Genomic DNA, 24580 nt, shown 5'->3' on the forward strand with positions numbered 1-24580 from the left:
TGCGTAGCCGGCCGGGCGGTCCGGTGCGCCGCTGGGCGAGCCGGGTCAGCCGCTGCTCGTGTTCCCGCTGACGCTCGGCGGCGGCGTCCGCGAGCGCCGGTCGACGTCGGCGCGCAGCCGGCGCGGGTCGACGCCGTGCCGGTCCAGCACCGCTGACCCGGCCGCGGCGGCTTGGTCCAGCAGTGCCCGGGCCAGGTCGGCGACGCCGATAGTCGGCGGGGCCGACCGGGCGTCGGTGGTGTCGTCGCCGTCGACCAGCAGGCACATCGCCCAGGCCAGCGCCTCGTGCCCGGCTGTGGACAGCGGCAGGAGCCTCGCCGGCTGATCCGGATCGCCGGCAGGGGAACGATCGTGGGCGGCCAGCACCGACAGTGCTTCGGCGACGCCCGGTTCGTCGCCGGTGGCCAGTGCCAGCAGCAGATGGTCGGGGCCGGTCTCGGTCGCCCCGGCCCGCCCGGCACGCACCCCGGCGTCGACCACGGCCCGACCTGCGGCGGCGTCGAGTGCGTCGGTCAGGCCACGGACACCAAGGTAGCCGCCGACGGTCCGCCGACGTACCTGCTCGACGGTGGACCCGGTGGCGGTCCGCGCGGCGGCCAGCTCCCCGTCCGGCTCGCGCAACGCGGCCAGCAGCAGGTGCACCGGTTCGATCCCGGCCGCGCCGAACCGGCCGGCGACCGACGCGGCGGTCAGCAGCACCCGGACCAGGTTGGCGTCCGCCGGGCGGTGCACCGGCGCGGACCCCGGGATCGGCTGTTCCGGTACGCCGAGCGCCGCCAGCACCGGTGCGACGACCGGGTCGCCGGCGGTCCGCAGCGCCACCAGCAGATCATCCACAGTGGTGCAGGTCGGTACGGTCGGCCGGTGGGCGGCCACTGCGTACGCGGCGTCGACGACGGCCTGCGCCGCCGTGCCGTACCGGTCGCCCGCCCCGGTCACGGGCCGGTGTGCGTGAACGGGCTCCACGCTGCCATCGGCGCCCCGGCGGCCCGCACCTGGTGGACCGCGTCGTGCAGCGCGTACGCCGACCGGTCGGCGTCGAGCCGACCGTCGACCGCCAACGCGGTGTAGACAGCCTCGGCGACATCCGCCGCCGTCGCGTCCAGCACCGACCACAGGGTACCGATCACATGCCGGTAGCCGGTGTAGTGCAGGGCGGCGGTCAGGGTGATCGCCTCGTCGGGCAGGTTCACCCCACCGACGGCGGTCTTGCAGGCGGACAGGAACGCGAACTCGCCCTGGTACTGCTGCTGGCTGATGTCGGTGACGGTGAGCGCGCCGTCGTGCAGCAGCAGACCACCGTCGGAGGGCCGCTGGAGGTTCTGGTCACCGTGACAGGCGAAGTGCGCCCAGCGGTGCCGGGGCAGCTGGGCGAGGACCGCCGCCCGGGTGGCCTGCCCGTCGTCGAGGAACGTGCAGTTGCCGGGTAGCAGCCGACGCAGCACCGCCTGTTCCCGGGCGACGTTGCGCAGCGGCGGCTGGTCGGGGGTGTGCGGCAGGCCGACGACCAGCATCCGGGGGTCGGCCGGACCGTCCCGGCGGGCCTCGACGGCTTCCCGCAGCACCCGCAGGGTCGGCGTGTAGGAGGAGACCACCCGGTCGATGACCGTACGTGGGGGCGTGCCAGGTGACGAACCACCGGCGGCGCGGTGGTAGCCGGCGGCGTGCAGCGGCAGCAGCGCCAGCGGCCCGGTCGGGCACCACCACATCCGCGGCCACGGTGCGCCGGCCGGTGGTGTGTCGGCCAGGCCGAGCGCGTCGAGCACCGGCCCGGCCACGTCGTCCCAGAGCCATTCGCAGACGTCGGCGAGGGTGCCGTCGTCGGCCGGCGACGGCACGGTGTCGAACTCCCGGGCGGCGCGCTCCGCGACGCCGAGACTGGTCAGGTAGGCGTTGGCCCGCTCGGTGACGATCTGTGCGGTGAGCCGGGGCAGCTCGACCACGCGTACGCCGGTGGGTTCGACGATCAACGCGTCGCACCGCCACCGGCTGACGTTGATCACCGCGACCGGCCCGTTGCGGGTCGCCGGCAGCAAGGTGGACAACCGGGGCGGCAGCAGGAAGTCCTCGAAGCCGGGCAGTTTGCGGACCTCGGCGACGGTGTCGTCCCACTCCCGGGCGGCCGCCATCCGCCGGTCGACGTCGCGTGACATCGGCGAACTCATCGGACCCTCCTCGTCAGACTCTCCTTGAACCTGTCGGACAGACAGTTTCGCCGGGACGGCGTTGTGTACGGAAACATCAGGTGACACGATCACGAAAAGCATTCACCTAATCCGATCGAGGAGGTGGACATGCGCACGCTGCGGCACCTGGCAGTCCGGCTGGTGGGCCGGAGGCGGGTCAGCGGCCGGTACGAGTGGTGGTACTACCACCAGGCGTAGACAGCCGTCGGACACCGGGAACGAGTGCAGGACCTCGGAGCGGGGTCCTGCACTCGGTAAGGAGCCACAGGTGGCACCGCGTAAGCAGGGCAACCGGCCACCGGGGCCGCGCGGGCACTGGCTCACCGGCAACACCCCGGCCTACGAGTCCGACCGGATCGGCTTCATCGAGCGCAGTCACCGCGAGTACGGCGACGTGTTCACGTTCGACGACCGCACCGTGTTCGTGATCGACCCGGAGTTGGCTCACGACGTGCTCACCCGGCCGGGCAACGCTTTCCTGCCCGAGCTGGCCCCGTTCGACGCCCGCCCCGATCTCGACCGGGCCGCCGAGCGGGCCGAGGCCTGGATGCCGGCCCGCCGGGCGGCATGGGCCGGTCTCGACCGGCACGCCAGCGCCGCCGCGGACGGGCGTACCGTCCAGATCCTCGACGCGGCCCTCGACGCCGCCGCCGGCCGGGAAACCGACGTGCTGGCGATGATGCGACGGTACGCCGCCGCGACGATCGCCGACTACTGCTTCGGCGCCGACGCCGCAGGGGTTCCGGAGCTGCTCGCCGAGGGCGCCGCCGCCACCGCGCCGTTCGAGACCGCGACGTACGGGTTCGCGGCCTGGCTGCCGGTGCGCCGCAACCGTCGGTTCTTCCGCACGCACCGCGCGTTCACCGACGCCCTGCTGTCGGTGGTGCGACGCCGTCGGGCCGGGACGGCCCCGGCCGGTACGTCTACCCCGGATTTACTGGACGTGCTGCTGGCGGCCCGGCCGGCCATGCCGGACCGGGCGGTCGTGTCGACGCTGCGCCCGGTCCTGCTCGGCGGACACGGCGTGCCGGCCGCCGCGCTGACCTCGCTGATCTGGGAACTCTCCGGCCGACCGGAGCTGGTCGCCGCGCTGCGGGCGGAGGCGGGCGGACCGGCCGGGTCCGGCGACCCGCCGCCAGCGGACCGGCTACCGCTGGCCGAGGCCGTGGTCAACGAGGCGCTGCGGCTGTACCCGCCGGCGTGGCTGATGACCCGGACCGCCCGTACGGCCACCGGGTTGGGGCCGTGGACGCTGCGGCCCGGCGACGAGGTGCTGATCGGCGCGTACCTGATCCACCGGGATCCACGGTGGTGGCAGCGGCCCGACGAGTTCGACCCCGGCCGGTGGGCCGCTGGCCGGCCGGCACCGGGGGCGGCGTTCCTGCCCTTCGGCGCCGGGCCCCGGGTCTGTATCGGTACGGCGTTGACCATGCGCCAGCTCACCCTCACCGTCTCCCGGCTGGCCCAGCGCGGCACGGTGGAGTCGTCGAACGCCGCCGCCACCCGGCTGCGGTTCGCCGGCCGACTCGCACCGGCCGGCCTACTGGCCCGATTTGTCGACGGAAGGTCGTGATCACATCTCGTTGCGTACCCGCAACGTGTATGCGATGGTCATGAGAATTACTCACCTCGATCGAGCGAGGAGGTAGCCATGCGGACACTGCGTCACCTGGCCGCCCGGCTGGCCGGCAGGAAGCGGGTCAGCGGCCGGTACATCTACTGGCCCTACCACTACGAGTAGACCGACCCGGCGGACGACGTCGACGACTGCAGGACAGGGTCCCCGGGGCCCCGCCGATCGGCGGGGCCCCGGGGACTCTCCCTGTCTGGCTGTCCGGGCCGGTGGTTCAGCCGCTGGTCAGCTGATGGTGCAGGCGGCGCCGTTGAGGGTGAACGAGGTCGGCGCCCCGGCGTTGCCGGTGTGGGTGGCCTGGAAGCCGATGTCCACCGAGCCGTTGACCGGGATACTGGCGTTGTAGGACATGTTGCGGGCCGTCACCTGACCCGAATTCGGGGAGTAGGTGGCGTTCCAGCCCCCGGTGATGGTCTGCCCGCCGGGCAGGGTGAAGACCAGCGACCAACCGTTGACGGCGCTGGAACCGGTGTTGGTGATCCGGAAGTTCCCGGTCAGCCCGTTGTTCCAGGCGTTGATGGTGGCCGCGACCCGGCAGGCACCGGTAGGCGGCGGTTGCGTCGTCGGCGGCGGCACGGTGGTGGGCGGCGGAGCCGTGGTCGGTGGCGGCGCGGTCGTGGGCGGCGGTGCGGTGGTCGGTGGCGGCGCGGTCGTGGGCGGCGGCGCCGTGGTCGGCGGCGGGGTCGAGGTCAACCCGAAGAACTCGATGGCGACGGCGGCCATGCCGCCGCTCGGCAGGCTGTGGCCGGCGCCCTGGACGCTGTACGCCTCGACCTGGACGGTGCCGGAGCTGTCAGCGAACTGGCGGCGGTTCCAGCTGGGCTGCGGGGTGTCGGTGCGGGTCGGGGTCTGGCTCAGCCCGAACACGTTGGTCCACTGGTCGACCGCCTCCTGCAGCAACGAGTACGGCACCAGGGTGTCGGCGGTGCCGTGCCACAGCTGCGCCCGCGGCTGCGGGCCGGAGTAGCCCGGGTACGCCTGACGGACGGCGTCACCCCACTGCTGCGGCGTCCGGTTCATGCTGCCGCCGGTGCACTGGCTGCTCCACGGCGGATAGTCGGCCGCGTTGGCGAAGCAGTTGTACGGCACCCCCATGAACGCCGACCCGGCCTTGAACACGTCCGGGTAGACGGCCAGCATGTGGTTGGTCATCATGCCGCCGGACGAACTGCCGGTGACGTACACCCGGTTGGGGTCGCCGCCGTACTGCTGTTGGGCGTACTGGACCATTGACATGATCGACACCGGGTCGCTGCCGCCGCCCCGCCGCTTCGCCGCCTCGGACCAGACGTCGAAGCAGTTGCCGAAGCCGGCCTGCTGGGTGGCGGTCGGGTAGATCACGATGAAGCCGTACCGGTCGGACAGTGAGGCGAACTCGCTGCCGGAGTAGAAGCCGGGTCCGGATCCGCCGCAGCCGTGCATCGCCACGACGATCGCCGGGTTCGCCGGGCGGCTGTCCGGCACGTAGACGTGCATCTGCATTCCGCCCGGGTTGTTGCCGAAGTTGGTCACCTGGACCAACGACGCCGCGTACGCCGGCCGGAGCGCCGGGACGACCAGGCCGGCGGCGACCAGCGACATCGCCATGCCGAGCAGCAGTTTTCGTCTGACTCTCATGCACCTGACTCCTTCCTGTCGTGTGCTGTCCCCTGTCGTGTGCCGGCCGACGGGACGTCCGGCCCTGCCCCGCCCGGCCTTCGCACGGCAACGTGTGGCACTTAGTGTTCCCGCCGGACAGACAAGTGTCAATCGATATAGCTCGATCATTGTCGAGGCCGGATCCGGGAACCCAGGTCACCTGCGCCAACCGGAGATCACGCCGTCTACAGTCGGTACCGCTGCCCCCGAGCCACGCCGGAGTGCCCGTGACGAGCCTGTTCAGCATCGAGGAGATCTATCCCGAGGAGGCGGGCCGACCGGTACGGCTGCCCCGACGGCAGACCGGCAACTCGCCGCAGGGCCTCGCCGTGACCCTGCTGGCCGACTACACCCTGCGAACCCGCACCTGGCTGCCATCGGCCGCCATCGTCGCGCTGCTCGCCGAATCCGGCGTCACCCCCGCCGGCGCCCGGACCGCTATCAGCCGGCTCGCCCGCCGGGGAGTGCTCGAAGGCAGTCGACGCGGTCGGCACAGCTCGTACCGACTCGCCCACGCCGCCGCCGCCAGCCTGGCAATCGGCGGACACTGGATCCTCACCGCCACCGCGACGGCCCGGCCGTGGGACGGCCAGTGGACCCTGGTCGCGTTCACCTTGCCGCAGGAGCACAGCGCGCAACGACGGGCGCTGCGCGGCCAGCTCCGGTGGCTGGGGTTCGCGCCGTTGTACGACGGGTTGTGGATCTCCCCCCGCAAGCTGCCCGGACCCGCGATGCGCCATCTCGTCCAGCTCACCCCCGGCACCATCTCGGTCTTCCGTGGCCGGCAGGCCGACCTGGGCGCCACCACCGGTCGCGACCCGCTCGACGCCTGGGACGTCGAGGCCATCGCCGGACAGTACGGCGACTTCATAGACCGGTGGCAGGCGCTGCTGCCCCAGGTGCGCTCCGGCCAGGTCGGCGGGCCCGCAGCAGTACGGGCCCGTACCGAGGTGATGGACACCTTCCGGCGGTTCCCCACCCTCGATCCGCAGCTGCCGGTCGAGCTGCTGCCGACCAACTGGCTCCGGGATCCCGCCCGGGAGGTCTTCGCCGCCGTCTACGACGGGCTCGCCGACGTCGCCGAACGGCACGTCCGGGCCGTCGTCACCCGCTTCGCCGGTGACGCGGCCCCCGACGACGTACGGGCCCACACCACCGGTGATCTGTTGGCGGGAGTCCAGCCAGCCGGTCCCGGCCCCGGCTACAGCCCTGGCCCGGGCTTCGACCCCGGCCCGGGCTTTGGAACGGGCCTGGGCCTCGGCCACGGAACTGAAGCCGGGCACCGGACGGCGCAAGCCGGGTCGGCGGCCCGTACCGTCGGGCGGTGACCACGACCGCACCGCAGCACCCCGACGTCCGCGTGGTCGCCGTCGGCGTCGGCGCCTACCAGGCCGGCGACGGCTGGACCCTGACCGGGCCGGTCGACGACGCCGTCCGGATCGCGCGGTTGTTCGTCGCCCACGGCGTACCCGCCGGCAACGTGGACCTGCTGACCGACCCGGCGCCGCCGGCCGGCGACCTGCCGGCTGGGGTGCGGGTGCGACCCGCCGACCGGGCCACCGTCCGCCAACTGCTGCTGCGCGAGCTACCCACCACCTCCGCGCGGGAACTGTACGTCTACTGGGGTGGGCACGGCTTCGTCGACCCGCGTCGGCGACGCCGGCTGTACTACGCCGACGCGACCGACACCGACGCCGTCGACCTCGACCTGGACTCGCTGCTGGCGACGTACGCCTCGGACCTCGTCGCGGCGCTGCACCGGCAGCTGTGGCTGGTCGACGTCTGCCAGACGCACGGCCCGGCCCGGCCGCGCCGGATCGACGGGCACGAGACCTTCCCGAGCGGCGAGCCGGCCGGCGGACGCAGCCAGGACGTGCTGTTCGCCGCCGCCGTCGGCCAACCCGCCGCCAACCTGGACCGGCAGCGGACCGGGCTGTTCAGCCGGGAGCTGCTGCGGTTGATGGACGTCGACGGCATGGCGGCGCTGGCCGACCCGCAACGGCTCGCGGAACTGCTCCGCACCCGGTTCGCCGCGCTGAACGCCGACGGTCTGACCGCGCAGACCCCTACCTACCTGTGGTATCGCAACGCGTACGGCGATGAAGGTCTGCTGCTGGCGGCGGACCCGGCCGGGCCGCAGCCCGCCGCCAGGCCGACGCGGCCGTCGACGGCGGCTATCGGCGCGGTGGTGGCCGCGCTGCTGGAGATCCCGGAGTTCCTCCGGCCGAACGACCGCGAGGAGATCCTGGCCCTGCTGCCCCCGTCGGTGTACGCCTCGATCCGGCGCAACCCGGCTGCCCGGATCGACGCCGTCAACATCGTCCGCGGCTGCCTGCGCCACGGCACCGGACTGTCCGAACTCGTCGCCGCCGTACGCTTCTTCACCGGCGAGGATCCCGCCGTCGACCACCTCGCCGAGACCGTCGAACGGCTCATCGCGTAAGCCCCTGCGGTCGACACCGCCGCTGTGACGCATGTGCCTCGGCGCTTCCGTTGCCGTGCGGGGATAGGCGATGATGAGGACATCGACCGTCACCTTTCGTGAAGGGCTACCGCTGATGGACAGCACCCCGGCCGGTATCGAGTCCGAGATGCTCGATCTGTCAACGGTGGACGTGGCGACGCTGCGCAGCGTCGACGACTCCGACATGGCCGCCGCGATCGCCCGGGTACGGCATCGGATCGCCGACGCCGAGGGCAGCATAAGCGGCTACAGCGGATCGTTCGCCAGTCGGGTCACCGGAGCCGACCCCCGGGCGGAAGACCGGATCGGTTGACAGGCCAGGCGGCGGCACCCACCCACGCGATCGCCGCGGACGACTTCCGGCAACTGGCCGCCACCGGCGGCGACGAACGGAGCGCTGCCGCCCTGCGCGGCTCCGAACGCAGCTGGCGGCTGACCGCGCTGCGCGCCCTGGTGGACGCCGCCGCGCGCCGCGCCGACGCCACCGGCCCGCTGCCCGGCGTCGACACCGCGTGGCGGCTGCTGGTCCGGGCCGACCGGGCCGACCCGGACACCACCGAGGACGTCGTCGCCCAACCGCAGGTCGGCATCTGGGTGGCACACACCCTGCGCCGGCTCACCGCCACCGGGCCCGGCGACAGCCGGGTGATAGGCGTCGGCGAGGACCAGGCCGGCGACGTGCCGCTCTGGGTCGACGTCGGCTACCTGCACACCCTGGCCGCCACCACGGCGGTCCGCGCCGGGCTCAGCTTCGACCTGACGGTCCCGGCCCGCCACGGCCAGGTCGTGCTGCCCACCGTCGCCGCCGTGGAACTCGCCCCGCAAGTCGACCTGGTGCGCGTGGTCGCCGCCGCCGGCACGGCAACGGTGACCGCCCACGGCACGGCGCCGATCGGCCCGGGCGACCGCCGCTGGCATCCGCCGGTCCGGCTGGTCACCACCGCCGGCGGCATCGACCTGCGGGTCGAGCTGCTCGACCGCGACAGCTACCGGGACCTGCGCGGACCCACGCCGCCGGCACCGCTGAGCTCCGACCGGGTGCGCCGCTGGCGGGCACTGACCCAGCAGGCCTGGGAGCTGCTGGTACGGCAACAGCCGCAGCGCGCCCGGACGATTGCCGCGATCCTGCGTACCATCGCACCGTTGCCGGCCCGGGAACGGTTCCGGCAGCTGTCCGCCTCCGGCGCCGAAGCCTACGGCACCGTCCTGCTGTCCGACCCGGACGACGCCACCCAGCTGGCGATGACGTTGGTGCACGAGATCCAGCATCACAAACTGGGCGCGCTGACCCATCTGCTGACCCTGGTGAACGACGATCCCGACCGGCGGTTCTACGCACCGTGGCGCGACGATCCGCGACCCGTCGCCGGGCTGCTGCAGGGGGTGTACGCGTTCGCCGGGATCACCGACTTCTGGCGGGTGCACCGCCGGCACGCCCCGGCCGGACAGGTCGGGCTGGCCGACTTCGAGTTCGCGCTGTGGCGCCGCCAGACCCGGCACGCGGTGCGATCACTGCTCGGCTCGGACCTGCTGACCGGGCACGGCACCCGGTTCGTCGAGATCCTGCACGACACGGTGGCCACCTTCCAGGCGGAGCCGGTGCCGGCCGGCCCGCAGCGGAAAGCCGACCGGATGGCCGTCGACCACCGCGCGCTGTGGCGGGCCCACAACCTGCGGCTCGACGCCACCGCGCGAGCGGAGCTGGCCGCCGCCTGGACCGACCGGCGGCCGGTGCCGGCGTGGCTGGCGGACGCTCGGTCCGACCGGCCGGCCGCGCTGACCCGCCCCGACCGGCCGGCCGCGCTGACCCGCCCCGACCGGGCCTGGTTCGACGCCCGCGCGGTGCTGACCCGTCACCGGCTGACCGACCCGGCCGGCTTCGACCGGCTGGCCAACGGCCCGGACGCCGTGACCGGCCTGGTCACCGGCGCGACCGCCGCCGACGTCGCGCTGGTCGGCGGCGACGCCGACCGAGCCCGCGCCGGCTACCTACGGCAGCTGGCAGCTGATCTGGCGGCCGGGTCGACGGCGGCGCACAGCTGGGTCGGGCTGGGACTGACCTGGCCGGACGGGTCGACGCACCCGGCGGCGCGGGCTCTGCTGCGCCGGCCGGAACTGGTGATGGAGACGCTGCGGCAGACCGCACGCGGCGGCACCGTGATCGACGTACCCGATCCGGTCGAGCTGGCGGCCTGGGTCGGTGCCGGACTGCCCGCCGACGCGGCCCAGCCGGCAGATTCCGCCGGCTGGCCGGCCCTGGACCGGACCCGCCGCTGAACCCGGCAGATCACAGCGGCAGCGGATCGATGTCGCAGTTGGCCCGCACCCCGGCCGCCGCTGCCGCCGTCGCCGGATGCAGTTCACCGAACGTGGACCGGAACCGGTCCACGATGTCGTCGAACAACAGGCTCGCCGGTGAATCCTGGCCCAGCCCGCGCAGGTCCATCGCGAGGTTGACCCCGCAGGCCAAGGTGATCGGATGGCCGGGACCGAGCTGCTCCGTACAGCTGGTGAACGTCTCGTCGTCGAGTGCCCGCGCCGCCCCGTACTCGCCGAGTTCGTACCGGGCGCTGGCCAGGTTGACTCGGGCGGCGAACACCAGGGCGTGGCTGTCCCCGAGCCGCTGCGCCAGCCGGCGCAGACCCTCCTCGGCCACCACCCGGGCCTGCTCGTGCTCACCGAGCAGGCGCAGCGTCACCGCCAGGTCGACCTGCGCCCCTGCGGTGTGCGGATGGTCCTCGCCGTACAGCGCGCGCAGACCCTGCACGGCCGCCTCACCGGCCTGCCGCGCGGCCCGCAGGTCACCGGTGACCCGCAGGTCGATCGAGACGGTCAGGTTGGCCAGCACCGTGTCCGGGTGGTCGTCGCCGTAGCGGGTGCGGAACCGCCGCAGCGCGTCGGTGGACAGGTCCAGCGCCTCGTGGTGCTGGCCGGCCTTACGTCGGAAGCAGGCCAGCTGGTGACTCTGCCGGACCAGGTCCGGATGGTCGTCGTACTTCAGCACCCGACGGGCGTCGGCGATGAGGTTCTCCTGGCTGGCGTGCGCCGTCACGTAGTCACCCAGCTCGCGCCGGTCGAGGTTGATGCCGCCGAGGGTGTTCAGGCTGTCCGGGTGGTCGGTGCCGTAGATGTGCACCAACTGCTCGTAGGTCTGCTCGTCGAGTTGCAGCGCCCGACCGAACAGCCCGGACAGCCGCATGCTGACCGCAAGGTTGTGCGCGGCCCGCAGGGTGAACGGCTCCTCGTCACCGAAGTTGCGCTTGGACTGCTCGTAGACGGTGATCGAGCGCTCCAACGCCCCGTCGAAGTCACCGGCGACGCGATGGTCGGCGGCGACCGCGCCGAGCGCGTCGAGCGTCTCCTCCTCGGTGTCGCCGACCGTCTGCCGGTACAGCTGCAACGTTCGGGCGTTCAACTTCGCGGCGGCGGCGTAGTCGCCGACGACGAAGTACATGAACCCGAGCCAGGTCGCCATCCGCAGACTGTCCGGGTCGGTCTCGTCGCCGCGGTCGATCCACGATCTGTACGCGCGCTGGGCGAGGTCGCGGGCACCGATGTGGTCGCCCCAGCGCCACAGATACTTCGCCTCGTTGAGCACCATGTCCCGGACCAGCTCGTTTCGGCAGGTCTCCGCACCGGAGGCGACGATGTGCGGGTACAGCTCGGCGTAGCGGGGCCAGTGGTCGGCGTCGTCGGGCTCGTCGGGGTCGTTGCCGGCGAGCAGCAGGTGGGCGCTGTGCCGCAGGTCCTTACGGTCCTGCTCGCTCATCTGGTGGATCAGGACCCGCTGGACCAGCCGGTGCATCTGCAACGAGTTGGTCCGGTGATCGATGCGGGCCAACGACAACCGGCCGATGGTCCGGATCGCCTGCTTGAGCCGGATCGGGCTGCGCACCAGCGGGTCGAGGTCGGGGTGGATCTGCAACCGGGGCTTGGACAGCAGCGACCGACCGATCGGCTCGGACGCGAAGAACGCGCAGACCTGCAGCAGTCGCAGCGCCGACGGGTCCCGGTCCCGCAGCCCGTTGAGGGAGATGTGCCAGGCGGCGGCGACCAGCGGCGGGTAGTCCTGCTCCACCTCGGTCACGTCGTCGACGTCGGGTTGGCTGTCGTGCAGCAGCTGCAGGTACTCGTCGGCGGTCATCGTCGTCTCAGCGCGCCACGCCGCCGCCTGTTCGATGGCCAGCGGCAGGTCACCCAACGCGGCGGCGAGCCGCTCGGCGTCGCTGACCAGCAGCTCCGGGCCGCGCCGACGAAGCAGCTCGATGCTCTCCTGCCGGTCGAACACGTCGACCGGCAGGCTGCTGGCGATCTCACCCCACCGGGAGTCGCGCGAGGTGACCACGATGCTGCCCGGCCCACCCCGGGGGAAGAACCGCTCCACGTCGTCGGGATCCTCGGCGTTGTCGAACACCAGCAGCCAGTTGGCGTACGGGCGACCGACGCGCAGCGCGTCGAGCACCGCCGGCACGGCGGTGTTCGCCGTCGCCGGCACCTGCAGGTCAAGTCGGTTGGCGAGCTCAGCGAGCGCGGACTGGATCTGCGCCGTCCGCTCGGCGGGGATCCACCAGATGAGGTCGAAGTCCTGCTGGTGCTGGTAGACGTACTCGATGACCAGATGGGACTTGCCGACGCCGCCGGCACCGTGCACCGCCTCGGGCAGCACCGCAGTGGTGCCGGCGCGCAGCCGCTGGTGCAGCGTGTCGAGCAGCGCCCGCCGCCCGGTGAAATTGGCGTTGCGCTGCGGCAGGTTACCGACGACGGCCGACTGCTGGTCGCGTCGCTGGGCGTGCAGGACAGCGGTGGTCGGCGGGACGACACTGCCGGTCGGAGACACCGCACTCCCTTCTGGGTCGGATCCGGGGTGGGGCGTCGGCTGCCGGGCACCGAACGGGAAAGGCGCTCCCGGCGACGCCATTATGTCAGACATCGTCGGCTCCATACCTGTATGACTCGCTTGCGAATTTGTCGCCGGATAGCGGGATCTGCGGGGCCGCACCGGCGATCCCAACGCCTGACCGAGCCGCTCGGCGGCGACCAGGTTCGGGCCGCCCAACGCCAGGTGCACCGCCAGCTCGACCCGCAGAAACGGCTCGGACGCCGGGGTCACCCGGGGGTACGTGGCCTGGCGAGGACTGCGGACCCGACGGGTCAGGTTGCGTACCGCCTCGATGTCCCGGCCGAGCTCGCCCTCCACGGTGTACTGGACCTCGATGATGCGGTCCCGGTAGCTCGACGCCAGCAACTGGTCACGGACCCCGTGGCGGAACTCGTACCGCAGCCGGGTGTCCCCGCCGGACGTACCGCCGCCATGCCGCACCGGCCGCAACAGATCGCTGGTCAGCACCTCGGTCAGATGCGCCGGGCCGAGCCGCCCGGCGGTCCGCTGCACCGCCCGGATGATCCGCGAGGTCAACGGAGCGGCGGCGAGCCGGGTCGCCAACGCGAACGCCCGAGGCGACGCCTTGGCCCGGAACCGGGCGACCAGCTCCGTCGCCCGTGCCGCCGACCGGGACCGACGCGGTGCGTGCACCGTGCCCGGAGCCCGATCCGACGAGCGCACCAGCAGCGCCGGCATCCGCACCGTACCGGCCGTCGCCCCGGCCAGCAGCCGAGCCCACCGCGACAACCAGTCGCCGCCGCGCTCGATCACCGGCACAGCGGTCCGCTCCGGCGCGCCGGGCTCCGTCGCCGACCACGGGTCCGGCACACTGGTCCGCCATGGACGCTCGGCGGTCGGCAGCCGGGCGCTGGCCGGGGTCCACAGCACTTCGGCGGTGTCCATTCCCCGGTCGTACCAGTGCTGCTGCGGCAACACGTTGACCACGGCCAACGCCGCCAACGCCGCCCAGCCGACGAGTACCGGGAAGATCAACCCGGTGGTCCAGGCCGGCGACCGGCCGTGCGTCACCAGGAAGACGACCGGCGGCCCGCCGTCACCCGGGGAGACGGTCAGCGGGGCGTCCGGATCTTCGCGCCAGCGCACCGCACCGTCGGCGACCACCACGGACCGGACCGACACCGAGGCGAAACACTCCTGCTCGCGCAGCATCGCCACGAAATCGGCGAACTCGTCGGACCAGAACTCCATCACCGGGTCGTCGTCGATGACGACGAGGACATCACGGCGGCCGACGATCTCCAACTGCCAGGCAGGAGCGGACAGCGGCGGCCGGACGGCGAAGGCCGACCCGCGCGACGACGATGCATCCATCATGGAGCACCATCGGGGCGGGTGGTGTCGCCGACCGTCCCCCGGTGACCGTCACCGCTCATTCGCGGGCCTCTCCCAAGTCGTCGCCGGCTGAGCCAGGCTGTCCGGGCTGCCGCAACGGATCGTCCCACAAGATCACAAAGCCGTGCCCGACGTGCCGGCCCGAGGCAGACGGATCCTCACCCCAAGCCGACTGCCTCAACTTTGAGGCATGCGAGGGCAACTGCGCCACTCCCCCGGCGAAACCATTCGCCGACTCCACCATCGATCGCAGCACCCGGCACAGCTCAGCGGCCAACACCGGATCGCGGTGCCAGACGATGGCTGGGACACCGGACCGTACGCCGACGAGCAGTTGCCGCTCGGCCGCGCTGTCCGGCAACGGCGAATCGCTCAACACCAGAACGACCGCCGCCTCGTCACCCGTCAGCAACGCCTCCAGTTGGGCGTCGACCTGATCGGGCGCGGCGCAGAATATCTGAGAAGACCCACCGCCCGCAGCAACGCCACGCCAACGCACCCGCCAACGCCGATGCCACTCGGGGGATCGCAGCCGCTCCAGCGAGCGGATCACCAGTGGATACTCCACCACCAGCGGACTCGGCACCGGCGACCGAAGTTCCTTGCGCCAGGCGTCGACCGGCTCGTTGATCAACTGCCACGGCAGGACGATTTCGATCGTTACCGGCCCCGCCTGGTGTGCCCAGCGCCGCTCCGTCTCCGACAGCACCTCGTCGACCGCGGCCTCCAGATCGCCATAGCGCACATGACGGTGCTCACCGCGCACCGGCGCCCAGGTCGGCGACGCCCACTGGTACCAGTGCGACATGATGAACGTATCGTCGTCGCCGCCGTACTTCTCGAACTGGATGATCAGGTAGGCCGTCGCCGGGCCGACGTCGCCGTCCGGGACGACGGTGGAGGCGGTGACGGTGGAGCCGGTGACGGCCGCCCCGACGAGTGCGTCCTCCGGCACGTCCCACTCCTCGGCCAGCGTCCGTACCAGCCTACGCAGCCGCTGCCGCGACCCGGCCGGCACACTGTCGTCGAGCCGGCCGAGCAGCCGCAACCAGTGCGGCACCCCGCCGGTCGACGGCGCCACCACAAGATGGGCGAACAGATGCCACAGCGACGTACAGTGCTCCGGCAGCGGCAGCTGCCGGCACTCGACCACGAACCGATGCCACCGCGCGGTCACCGGCACCAGGGACAGGTCGCCACGCAACCAACCCAGATCATGCTCGGCGAACTGCTCGAACACCTGCCACTCGTCGGACAACTGGAACAGCGTCAGGGTCCGCACACCGTCCGGCTCCAGCACGTCGAGACACTCGGCGAGCAGGCGCAGCCCGCCGGTACGGTCGATGCAGGCCGTCACCAGCTCCACCAGCTGCGGCCGTAACACCGCCAGGTCACGCAGCCGCAGCGGCCCGCCGAACGACTCCTCGACCAGACGCAGCAGCACCTGCCGGCTGCTCGGATCCCGGACCACGTCCGACTCCTCAAGCAGACCGGCTACCTCGGCGGTGATCCGGCGACGCTCCGCCCACTGCGGGGACGACACACGCCGCTCGCCGTCACTCGGGTCCAGCATCGGGCTGGCCATTCCAATGGCACCGGGCCGACCCGGCCCGGATCAATCGGGCCGTCCCGGCCCGAACGGATCCAATGTCTCCAGCGCACGAACCACGTCGTCGGCGTTACCAGCCAGCTCCGCCCGCCGCCGCTGACCGTCCTGCTCGAACACGGCGATCACCCGCAGCGGGCCGGAGCGGCTACGTAGCATCGACTGGATCGCGTACCAGCCGGCCGACGACGCGATACCGACCGCGATCTGCAGCAACGTGTCGGCCACCGGGCCCCGGGCGGACAGGATCTCGGACTCCGCCGCCGGATGCCAGGTACGCGCGGTGACCCCCTGCGCGGTCAACTGGTCGACCAACTGTGTCGTGTGTGCCGGGTAGACCGGTGTGCCGTGGTCAAACGCCTGCGGCAGAAACACCACGTCGGTGCCGGCCACCGGCCCCGGACCGGCATCTGCGGGCACGGTGACGACGGATTCCTCGGAGAGCATGTGACGATGGTATGTGGACCACGCGACCCAGCCGACCCCGGACGTCCGACCCGGTTGAGCGACACTGCTACAACAGACCACACAGGCATGACTGTCACCCTTTGCAGCGATCGAGCGGAGGTGCGCGATGCCCGACCCGACCGAGCCAGGCTGGCGGCCGAGCTACACCGGCGACGACAGCCTCGGTGATGTCGGTGCCGGTCGACGCCTCGGAGCACACCTGTACTACCTGTACCGGGCCGGCCGGAACGAGATTCCTGAGATCGCCTCCGTCTACGCCATGCTGACCAGGCGGATGCACGGCATCGTCGATGCGCTGGAAACGCAGTTCGATCGTCCAGGGCTCGGGATGGATCCGGCGCATCTGCGGCTGATGGAGTTGCGGGACGAGACACATGACGTGTTCCGTCAGACATGCCTGCGGATGCAGATGGTCGGCTCTGCGCTCGTGGACATCGCAGACTCGTACGCCGCCACTGACGGGTTGGCCGCCGACGAGTTCTCGCGGCTGCTGGACGAAAACGCCGAGGACTACCGGGCCTCGCCGCCGCACGTCCCTGAACTGCCCGGGGTACACGATCCCCCGCCAAGCAGACAGAGTCATGACGGACGCCTCGGTGGTATCTAAACTGATATGTCCCTGCTTCCCGGTATCGACGCGATCATGAGGAAGTCTTCGTGGCCGAACCTTCGATCACCTTCAATCCACGCGAGTTTCACCGTAAACTCTCGGAAATCCAGGGCTACTTCGCCGAGCTGTACTACATCGACACCGCGATGGCCTTCCTGGAGAAAGAAGAAGCCAGCTGGTGGCACCAGACGCCGGTCGGCCCCGGCACGCACTACATCGAGGCCCGGTTCGGGACCACGTTCCCCTTCACCAAGATCTACCACGTGCCGGCGGACTACGTACGCCTGCCGTGGCACGAAAGCCGCAAGGAGGAGGTCGAGGAGCATCTCCAGACGCTAGCCAATGACGCGGAGACCTGGGCGGCGACCGAGGTCAATGCCATCACGACCCGGGTCAAACCGTATACCTGGCCGGTGGGTGCCTGGTACGAAAGCCAGTGCATCCAGCCGATCCTGAGCGCACACGACATGCTGACCGACGAGGTCAGCGCCGACTTCGGAAAGCTGAGCCACAGCCTCGGGAACTGGGAGGGTGACGCAGCCGACAACTTCGCCACCAACTTCTACAACCCGTTCGAGCACACCCTGCGTAGTCAGAAGCAGCTACTTACCGCGCTGGCCGCTGGCGTCACCGCCGCCAAGGCAATCGCCGAGTCCACTCAGCACAGCCTCATAAACGTCGTGCATTACACCGGTGAGGCGCTCCGCGAGCAACTGGAACTTGCCCAGAGCATGGCGGAACTGGCGCGGCAGGAATCGCTACGCAACATTTTGGTCATCGCCGGGGGTGCGGCGACGGTGTTCGGTGGGATCCTCGGTGGCGCGACGGCGACCGCCGGTGGCCTGTGGGTAGCGAGTTCAGGCGTTGTTGCGGGTGGCGTGAGCATCGCCGCGACGACCATCCCGGACGGCGGCTGGGCGGCGCTCGATCTGCAGGGAAGCACCGCCGCTGACCTGCTCAGATCAGTCTCGGACGCGATCGGGCAGATCATCGAGAACGACAGCGACCAGCACGCGGCGCTGCGGGACGTGACCCAGGAGGCGCTCAACCGCGTCGACTCGCTCCGAAGCGGCGACGAGGATGGCCGGCTCATCCCGGTCGAGCCAAACATCTTGTCCGGCGTCGACGGGACCGACTTCTACCTTCCCTGACGACATCCGACACGACGGCACTGGAGGACTGCCATGCGTCTGCGTACCGCTCGACTCCGAGGCGGCATGATCGCGGTGGCGCTCGTGGTCGTCGCCGCCGGGTGCGGCGCCGGCGGCCCGACGCCGCCGCCTGAATCGAATCCACGGTACGAGCAGATTCCTGAAGACCTGTGCGATCGGCTGCGGTTCGAGGAGGTGTTCGACCGGTTTACTCTGGACCTCGCCCCTTCCCATCAGGATGGCTCGGACTACCGCACGGAGCGCAGCTACTGGCGGGTGCGATGCGACTTCGGCGCTCTCGCACCCGACGAGCGCTTCACCACCGAGTTCGGCGAGTTCCAGCCGTCCGGCGCTGTGCAGGTCCGCGTCTACCACGACCTGACGGGCGCGGTGCAGGCGTACAACCAGGACGTCGCAAACTACATCGATCTGCCGGAGGAAACCGGGCCGAACCCCATTACCGCCGATCTGGCCGGTTGGTGGGGCGACAGCGGCAGGTCGCTCCAGACGGCCCTGGTGCTGGATCCCGATGACTTCACCCTCGGCGACTTCGCCGCCTCCCAGCTCGACGTCACCCACCTCATCCGCCACGACAACCTGGTGATGATGGTGTACGCGGGCGCGGTGGCCCCCACCGGGGAGACCGCAGAGGCGGTCACGCTGCTGCACGACCTGGCGGAAGCGCTGATCGACGAGACGGCCAGCCATCTCGACCGCTGAGCACGAACATCGGGTACGGCGGACGCGTACCGTTTCGCGGATGAGCAAGGAAGGAGACCGGGTGAGCAGCCCGGATCGGACGAGTGGCACGCCCGTACCGCAGTTGTTGACCGCGGCACGCGCCGGTGACGGCACCGCCTTCGGCCACCTGGTCGGCCCGCTCCGCGACGAGCTGCACGCCTACTGCTACCGGATGCTGGGCTCAGTGCACGACGCCGACGACGCGGTGCAGGACACCTTCGACCGGGCGTGGCGCAACCTGGACCGGTTCGAGGACCGGGACGGGTCGATCCGGCCCTGGCTGTACAAGATCGCCACGAACCGTGCCCTGACCATCATCGAGCGTCGCGGCAGGCGGGAACTCCCCACCGACCTGAGCCCGCAGGGGGCACCCCTGGTCGAGACGGTGTGGCTGGGTCCGTACCCGGACCAGCCGGCCGGACCGACGGCGTCGCGCAGCCCGGAAGCGCAGATCATCGCCCAGGAAAGCGTCGAGCTGGCGTTCGTCGCGGCCCTGCAACACCTGTCGGCCACGCAGCGGGCGGTCCTGCTGCTCCGCGACGTACTCGCCTACCCCGCCAGCGACGTCGCCGACCTGCTGGACACGACGGTCCCCGCCGTCAACAGCGCCCTGCAACGCGCCCGCAGAGCCGTCGCCGAGCTGCAACCGGCCGCCAGCCAGCAGCGGACCCTGGCCGCGCTCGGCGACGCCGCACAGCGGGAGCTCGCCCGACGGTACGCGGCCGCGTGGCAGGCGAACGATGTCGAGGCCATCGTGGCGATGCTGACCGAGGACGCACGCTACTCGATGCCGCCGATGACCACCTGGTACGACGGACGCGACGCGATCCGCCCCTTCCTGGTCGACGTGGTGCTGCGGCACCGCTGGCGGTTCCTGCCGACCCGGGCCAACGGGCAACTCGCCTTCGGCACGTACCTGTGGAACGACGACCGGAACGCGTACGTCCCCGCCGGCCTGGACGTGCTCACGCTGCGCGGACAGCAGGTCGCCGAAGTGGTCGCGTTCCTCGACGCCGACTTGCCGACCTTCGGCCTACCGGCCCAGCTGACTGGCTGACTGGCCGGCCTGTCGGACCGGTGTGGCGTGGCGCGATGAGTTTGCGGCCCGGCCGGGGTGGTAGTGCCGACGGACACACCGACCGGAAGGACACCCGCCGACCATGGCCACCAACGAGGAACAGATCCGGACGCTGATCGGACGCTGGGCGGCGGCGGTGCAGCGCCGCGACCTGGCCGCCGTCCTGACCGACCACGCCGACGACATCGTGATGTTCGACGTCCCACCACCGCAGCAGGGGGTACGCGGCATTGACGCCTACCGGGAGAGCTGGCCGCCGTTCTTCCAGTGGCTGGCCAGCGGAGGTGGGGTGTTCGAGATCGAATCGCTGAAGGTCACCGCAGGCGACGACGTCGCTTTCGCGCACGCGCTGCTGCGCTGCGGCACCGAGGCGAGCTTCGCCGAGCACCCGGACGTCCGGCTGCGACTGACCCTCGGCCTGCGCAGGCAGAACGGCCGGTGGATCGTCACCCACGAGCACCATTCCTTCCCACTGGCCGACACCACCCCGCAGGACCCGGCCCCGGATCAGAGCGCGGCCCAAGCCGAACAAGACCTAGGCTAGCTGCACCAGGACGAACCGACCTGCCACCATCGCGGCAAGCACAGGCGGCACGAGCACGATGACCGACAGCGCCAACCACGGTACGTGCCAATGAAGCTCGGTGCTGAAACTGACGTAAGCCGCCGCCGGGCCGATCCCGGACAGCAGGCCGAGCACGGCGCCGACCCCGACGATAAGCCACGCCTGAGCTGTCGTGATGCGTCGGCGGACGTGGGGAGCCGCGCCGACCGCAGCCATGGTCGCCAAGTCCGGCCGCAGCTCCACCGACGCCAGTCCGACCGCCACGGTGCTCGCCACGACGGTGACCAGGACACTCACCGTCGCCAGGAGGTAGAACATCACGCCCACCTCACGCGACGACTGGTCGTCCGCCGGCACGGCGTCGACGGTTACCGGCGACGCCGGCGGTTCGGCGGCGGTGAGCTGCGCCGCGAGCAGGATCGAGTTCGCCGCAGCCAGCTCCTGCTCATCCGGCATCCGCGTCGTGTCCACCACAACGAGCCGGACCCTGGTGTCCAGGCCGATCCGCTGCGCGGTCTCCGGCGCGAGCACCAGGCCGGGAAGCCTCGTGTAGTACTCCGACCGGCTGGCAACGACGGCGGGCACCAACGTGAGCCCTTTGCCGTCCGACGACAGCGCGATACGGCCATCGGGCATCACCAGTGTGTCGTTGAACGCGACCGCGTCACCTCGGTCGAGCGCCTCCTGCTCGGGCCGGGTGGCGGGCCGGCCGGTCACCAACTGGACGACCTCTGCCCCGCCGACGGCAACGTCCCGCTGCTCGGCGGCGACGGAGACCGTCGCGGTCGGGCCGGCCGGCAGATCGTGGTGGGCAACGTTGGCCTGCAGGTCCGTAGCGGTGACTACCCTGACCGTGGCACGGCTCGGCAGGGCACCGGCGACCCGTCGCAGACCGTCCGGCCCCAGCTTCTCCGCCGCGTCCACCGGGACCAGCACCTGGCCGGGACGGGCGTCGAGTCGGCTCGGGGTCACTTCGCCGCGAGCCGCGCCCGCCAGGGCAAGTGCGACGCTGCCGGCGACCGCGGCGGTCACCGCGGCAACAGCCGCAGCCGTACGGAGCCGATGCCGGGCAGCATGGCGCAACGCCAGCCGTGACGGCATGGGAAGTAGACCGGCGACCCGACCGCTCATCCGCACCAGCGCCGGCGTGCCGGCGACCACGCCGAGCAACAGCGCGACGCCGCCAGCGGCAAGCACCTGCGGCCGCCCTTGTGGGTTGCCGGAGACCAGCAACGCCACCACCCCCACGACAAGGAGCGCCAACCCAGCCACCGCGCCGAGGCCATCGACCTTCGACGTGTCCCGCTGGCCGCCGAGGGCGCCACGGACCGAGCCTTGCCGGACGGCGCGGGCCGGCAGCAGCGTGGCCAGCAGCGCGATGCACAGCGTGACGCCGATGACGCCCAGCAGCCGACCGGCCGGAAGCGACACGTCGATCAGGGGATGGTTGGCGACCTTTTCGATCAGCGGGGCGGCGGCGGCGAACGTCGCCAGCCCCAGGAGCACACCTGCGGACGCGGCCACGGCACCGAGCAGCAGCCCGCCTGCGACGACGATCCAGGTGACCTGCCGGGGCGTCGCACCAGCTGCGGAGACCAAGGCCAGCTCCCGACGCTGACGTGCCGCCCCGACCAGGAACGCCGCCCCGACGAGCAGCACGACCTGCGCGCCCGCGAACGTCACAACGAGCAACGCCGCCGCCGTCTCGAGCCGGCGTTCCCCGGTGGTCGGGGCCATCTGCTCCCTGGACAGCACCGAAAGGTTGCTGGACCCGGCGTCCGTCCGTGGCGGCACCCATTCGTCGCCGTCGGGCAGCCGCACCATCAGCTTTCCGGGCGCCGACGAGAGCGGAAACGCGTGCGGGACGAGCAGCCCCGATGTACGCAGCGACCGGCTCCAGTCGACGACACCGACGACGGTGAGCTCCCGCTGCGGCATCCCAGCGGTGACCGAGCCACCCAGCCGCAGCCCAAGATCCGCCGCCAGCCGCCGGGTCACAGCCACCTCGGCGGAGCCGTCCGGTGCCCGCCCGGACCGCACCACGTACCGGCCGTCGTTGGCCGGATGCGCCAGATCCGTCGCTTCGTACTCCTGTGCCCGCAGCCCGGCCGGGGTCCGCAGCACCGTACTGGCCTGGATCAACCCGGTGGTGTCGCTACCGGGCGGCAGGGTGGCTTCGACCCCCGCGAGGTCACCCGACCCGACGATCAGATCCGCACCGCCCAGCGTAAAGGTGATCTCCTGCGCCGACGTGCCGCCAAGGTTGCTCCAGCTCGCGGTCAGGATCGTGCCGGCGTACGCGGGAATGAACAGCATCAGCAGCACGAGAACGCTGCGCCCCCGGTGACGCAGCGCCGAACGACGGGCGAGGCGCAGCGCCACCCGCGACGGGCCGACCAGATTGGCCCCGATCATGACGACTCACCCAGCAGCCGCCGAGGATCGTCGCGTTCCGGCGTCGCGTCGACGAGACGCCCGTCGCGGACGAAGATGGTCCGGTCCGCCCAACCGGCGTACCTCGCCTCGTGGGTGACCAGCACGCCTGCCGCACCGGCGTCGATCCGCGCCCGCAGCACCTTCAGCACGGCGACGCTGGTCTGCGAGTCCAGGGCGCCGGTCGGCTCGTCCGCCAGCACCAGCCGCCGCCCGCCGACCAACGCCCGGGCGATCGCCACCCGCTGCTGCTGCCCGCCGGAAAGCTGATCAGGAAACCGGTCGGCTTCAGCGGCCAGGCCGACCTCGTCCAGCGCGGCGACCGCCGCCGACCGAGCCGACCGCACCCCGGCACCGGCCAGCTCCAGCGGCAGGGCGACGTTCTCAGCCGCAGTCAGGTCGGTCACCAGGTTGTAGTCCTGAAACACGTAGCCGATCCGGTCCCGCCGCAGATGCGCAACCGCAGTCGGGTCGAGACCGCCGAGCTGCACCCCTTCGACCTCGACCGAGCCGGCGGTGGGCGTGTCGAGACCACCCGCGACGGCGAGAAGCGTCGACTTGCCGGATCCGGACGGCCCCATCACCGCGACCAGCTCACCCGGCCTGACCGACAGGCTGACACCCGCCAACGCCCGTACGGACACCTCGCCAGCCTGGTACACCCGCTCCACGTCGGTGAGCCGCAGCACCGGGCCGCTCATCGCCGCGCCTGCTCGGGCATCGGCTGCTCGGTCGCGACCCGGCTCGGATCGGGCGGTGGCCGGTCGTGCCGACGGCGCAGCGTCGTCGCCTCGGCATGGTCGAGCCACCGAATTTCGCTCTCCAGGCCGAAGATCAGATGGTCCAGCAGTAGCGTCCAGGTGAGATCGTCCTCTGCGTCGGAGCGCCGACGCAGATCTGTGTAGTCACGCATCTGCCGCATCGACTCGGTCCGCTGCTTCTGCACCACGAGTGCGATGTCGACGTGCGGGTCGACCGCCGCCATCGCCAGTTTGATGGCCAGTTCACTACGCGGGCGGTCGGTTTCGGTGATCGGAGTGACGTACCAGCTCTCCAGAGCTCGCCGACCCTGCTCGGTGATCGCGAACATCTCCCGGCCGTCGCCGTTGGTCCCAACCGGAGCGACATCGCCGTCCCGGGCGAGACGGTCAAGCGTGGTGTAGATCTGTCCGACGTTCACCGCCCAGCTGCCGCCGGTGCGGGCGTCGAACTCGGTCCTGAGCTGGTAGCCGTACTTGGGGCCGTCGGCGAAGAGAGCCAGTAGCCCCCACCGCACCGCAGTTCGCTGCATACCGGACACCCTACCAAGTAAGTAGTTACCCAGTAAGCACTCCCCCTAGATGCGGCGGTACACGCCTCGTGTCTCCACCCGGTACGGTGACGTGTCATGCACGCGCTGAAGCCCTGGCATCTGGCCGTCCTGCTGCTCACCGGTCTACTGTGCGTCGGCGGTACCACAGCAGTCATCGCCGCTCTTCTCGTGGCCGCCAAACGGGGCAAACGCTAACCCGCAAGAGCCTTCCCGCGTACGCTGCGAGCTGCACCGGGTCCGGGGACCCGGTGCAGCCTAGGCGCAATCCGGCATGGCCTGCACGTGCTGTGCGAGTTGCGATCCTCACCGGGTCCGGGGACCCGGTGCAGCAGCGCGACCGTGCCATCGCCCGCGCTGACTGTGGTTTCTCAGCGCAGCTGATCCGTTCTCACTGAACCTGATCCGTACCTGATCCGTTCTCACGGAACTTGATCCGCCCGTGTCCTGTCTTGCGCGACCT

18 protein-coding genes and 1 pseudogene are annotated in these 24580 nt (G+C 71.3%); 10 read left to right on the forward strand and 9 right to left on the reverse strand.

What is annotated here, in order from left to right:
* Positions 1-45 precede the first annotated feature (45 nt).
* Both EDC02_RS10400 and EDC02_RS10405 read right to left on the reverse strand, forming a co-directional pair.
* A complete protein-coding gene (locus EDC02_RS10400; protein WP_158632121.1) occupies positions 46-939 on the reverse strand; it encodes a Clp protease N-terminal domain-containing protein in 894 nt (297 codons plus the stop codon).
* Entirely contained in the window at positions 936-2165 is a 1230-nt protein-coding gene (locus EDC02_RS10405; RefSeq protein WP_158632122.1) for a CHAT domain-containing protein, read from the reverse strand. The genes EDC02_RS10400 and EDC02_RS10405 overlap by 4 nt, the downstream gene beginning before the upstream one ends.
* Positions 2166-2454: 289 nt before the next feature.
* On the opposite strand from EDC02_RS10405, the gene EDC02_RS10410 reads away from it, so the two are divergent.
* On the forward strand, positions 2455-3759 hold the full coding sequence (locus EDC02_RS10410) for a cytochrome P450 (protein ID WP_158632123.1): 1305 nt from the start codon (positions 2455-2457) through the stop codon (positions 3757-3759).
* Positions 3760-4044: 285 nt separating this feature from the next.
* On the opposite strand, the gene EDC02_RS10415 is transcribed toward EDC02_RS10410, so the two are convergent.
* The gene (locus tag EDC02_RS10415) at positions 4045-5436 is read right to left on the reverse strand and encodes a PHB depolymerase family esterase (protein ID WP_123601759.1); all 1392 of its coding nucleotides are present in this window, start codon (positions 5434-5436) and stop codon (positions 4045-4047) included.
* A 248-nt stretch (positions 5437-5684) separates the two neighbouring features.
* Here EDC02_RS10415 and EDC02_RS10420 point away from each other — a divergent pair, with 248 nt between their 5' ends.
* From EDC02_RS10420 to EDC02_RS10435, 4 genes are all read left to right on the forward strand, one after another.
* Complete coding sequence (locus EDC02_RS10420) at positions 5685-6785, forward strand: PaaX family transcriptional regulator C-terminal domain-containing protein (RefSeq protein ID WP_123601760.1); 1101 nt, start codon at positions 5685-5687, stop codon at positions 6783-6785.
* Positions 6782-7900 (forward strand): caspase family protein, encoded by a 1119-nt coding sequence (locus EDC02_RS10425; RefSeq protein WP_123601761.1) that lies wholly within the window; start codon positions 6782-6784, stop codon positions 7898-7900. Before EDC02_RS10420 ends, EDC02_RS10425 begins: the two co-directional genes overlap by 4 nt.
* Before the next feature lie 70 nt (positions 7901-7970).
* Positions 7971-8234: a hypothetical protein gene (locus EDC02_RS10430; RefSeq protein WP_148083392.1), complete on the forward strand. Its 264-nt coding sequence runs from the start codon at positions 7971-7973 to the stop codon at positions 8232-8234.
* Positions 8231-10198: an HEXXH motif domain-containing protein gene (locus tag EDC02_RS10435; RefSeq protein WP_123601763.1), complete on the forward strand. Its 1968-nt coding sequence runs from the start codon at positions 8231-8233 to the stop codon at positions 10196-10198. The genes EDC02_RS10430 and EDC02_RS10435 overlap by 4 nt, the downstream gene beginning before the upstream one ends.
* 10 nt (positions 10199-10208) lie before the next feature.
* Here the strand turns inward: EDC02_RS10435 and fxsT are convergent, their stop codons facing one another.
* Genes fxsT through EDC02_RS10450 form a run of 3 tightly spaced genes read right to left on the reverse strand, consistent with a single transcriptional unit; the run spans position 10209 to position 16209 of the window.
* The gene (gene fxsT / locus EDC02_RS10440; protein WP_123601764.1) at positions 10209-14138 is read right to left on the reverse strand and encodes an FxSxx-COOH system tetratricopeptide repeat protein; all 3930 of its coding nucleotides are present in this window, start codon (positions 14136-14138) and stop codon (positions 10209-10211) included.
* A 55-nt stretch (positions 14139-14193) separates the two neighbouring features.
* The gene (locus tag EDC02_RS10445) at positions 14194-15741 is read right to left on the reverse strand and encodes a hypothetical protein (RefSeq protein WP_123601765.1); all 1548 of its coding nucleotides are present in this window, start codon (positions 15739-15741) and stop codon (positions 14194-14196) included.
* Between the two features lie 30 nt (positions 15742-15771).
* The gene (locus EDC02_RS10450) at positions 15772-16209 is read right to left on the reverse strand and encodes a hypothetical protein (RefSeq protein ID WP_123601766.1); all 438 of its coding nucleotides are present in this window, start codon (positions 16207-16209) and stop codon (positions 15772-15774) included.
* Between the two features lie 127 nt (positions 16210-16336).
* Here EDC02_RS10450 and EDC02_RS10455 point away from each other — a divergent pair, with 127 nt between their 5' ends.
* From EDC02_RS10455 to EDC02_RS10475, 5 genes and pseudogenes are all read left to right on the forward strand, one after another.
* A complete protein-coding gene (locus tag EDC02_RS10455; protein ID WP_123601767.1) occupies positions 16337-16837 on the forward strand; it encodes a hypothetical protein in 501 nt (166 codons plus the stop codon).
* Positions 16838-16887: 50 nt separating this feature from the next.
* Positions 16888-17991: a hypothetical protein gene (locus EDC02_RS10460; RefSeq protein WP_123601768.1), complete on the forward strand. Its 1104-nt coding sequence runs from the start codon at positions 16888-16890 to the stop codon at positions 17989-17991.
* A 66-nt stretch (positions 17992-18057) separates the two neighbouring features.
* On the forward strand, positions 18058-18711 hold the full coding sequence (locus EDC02_RS10465) for a hypothetical protein (RefSeq protein ID WP_123601769.1): 654 nt from the start codon (positions 18058-18060) through the stop codon (positions 18709-18711).
* 40 nt (positions 18712-18751) lie between these two features.
* Positions 18752-19789 (forward strand): sigma-70 family RNA polymerase sigma factor, encoded by a 1038-nt coding sequence (locus EDC02_RS10470; protein ID WP_123601770.1) that lies wholly within the window; start codon positions 18752-18754, stop codon positions 19787-19789.
* A 103-nt stretch (positions 19790-19892) separates the two neighbouring features.
* Positions 19893-20345, forward strand: a pseudogene (locus EDC02_RS10475) (SgcJ/EcaC family oxidoreductase); the annotation flags it as partial.
* Here the strand turns inward: EDC02_RS10475 and EDC02_RS10480 are convergent.
* From EDC02_RS10480 to EDC02_RS10490, 3 genes are read right to left on the reverse strand one after another with little or no spacing between them, the layout of a single operon-like run.
* On the reverse strand, positions 20346-22790 hold the full coding sequence (locus EDC02_RS10480) for an ABC transporter permease (protein ID WP_123601772.1): 2445 nt from the start codon (positions 22788-22790) through the stop codon (positions 20346-20348).
* A complete protein-coding gene (locus EDC02_RS10485; protein WP_123601773.1) occupies positions 22787-23509 on the reverse strand; it encodes an ABC transporter ATP-binding protein in 723 nt (240 codons plus the stop codon). The genes EDC02_RS10480 and EDC02_RS10485 overlap by 4 nt, the downstream gene beginning before the upstream one ends.
* Positions 23506-24099, reverse strand: coding sequence for a PadR family transcriptional regulator (locus EDC02_RS10490; RefSeq protein WP_123601774.1), 594 nt, complete (start codon positions 24097-24099; stop codon positions 23506-23508). The genes EDC02_RS10485 and EDC02_RS10490 overlap by 4 nt, the downstream gene beginning before the upstream one ends.
* Positions 24100-24580 lie beyond the last annotated feature (481 nt).

The organism is Micromonospora sp. Llam0 (assembly GCF_003751085.1).
Classification (GTDB): Bacteria; Actinomycetota; Actinomycetes; order Mycobacteriales; family Micromonosporaceae; genus Micromonospora_E.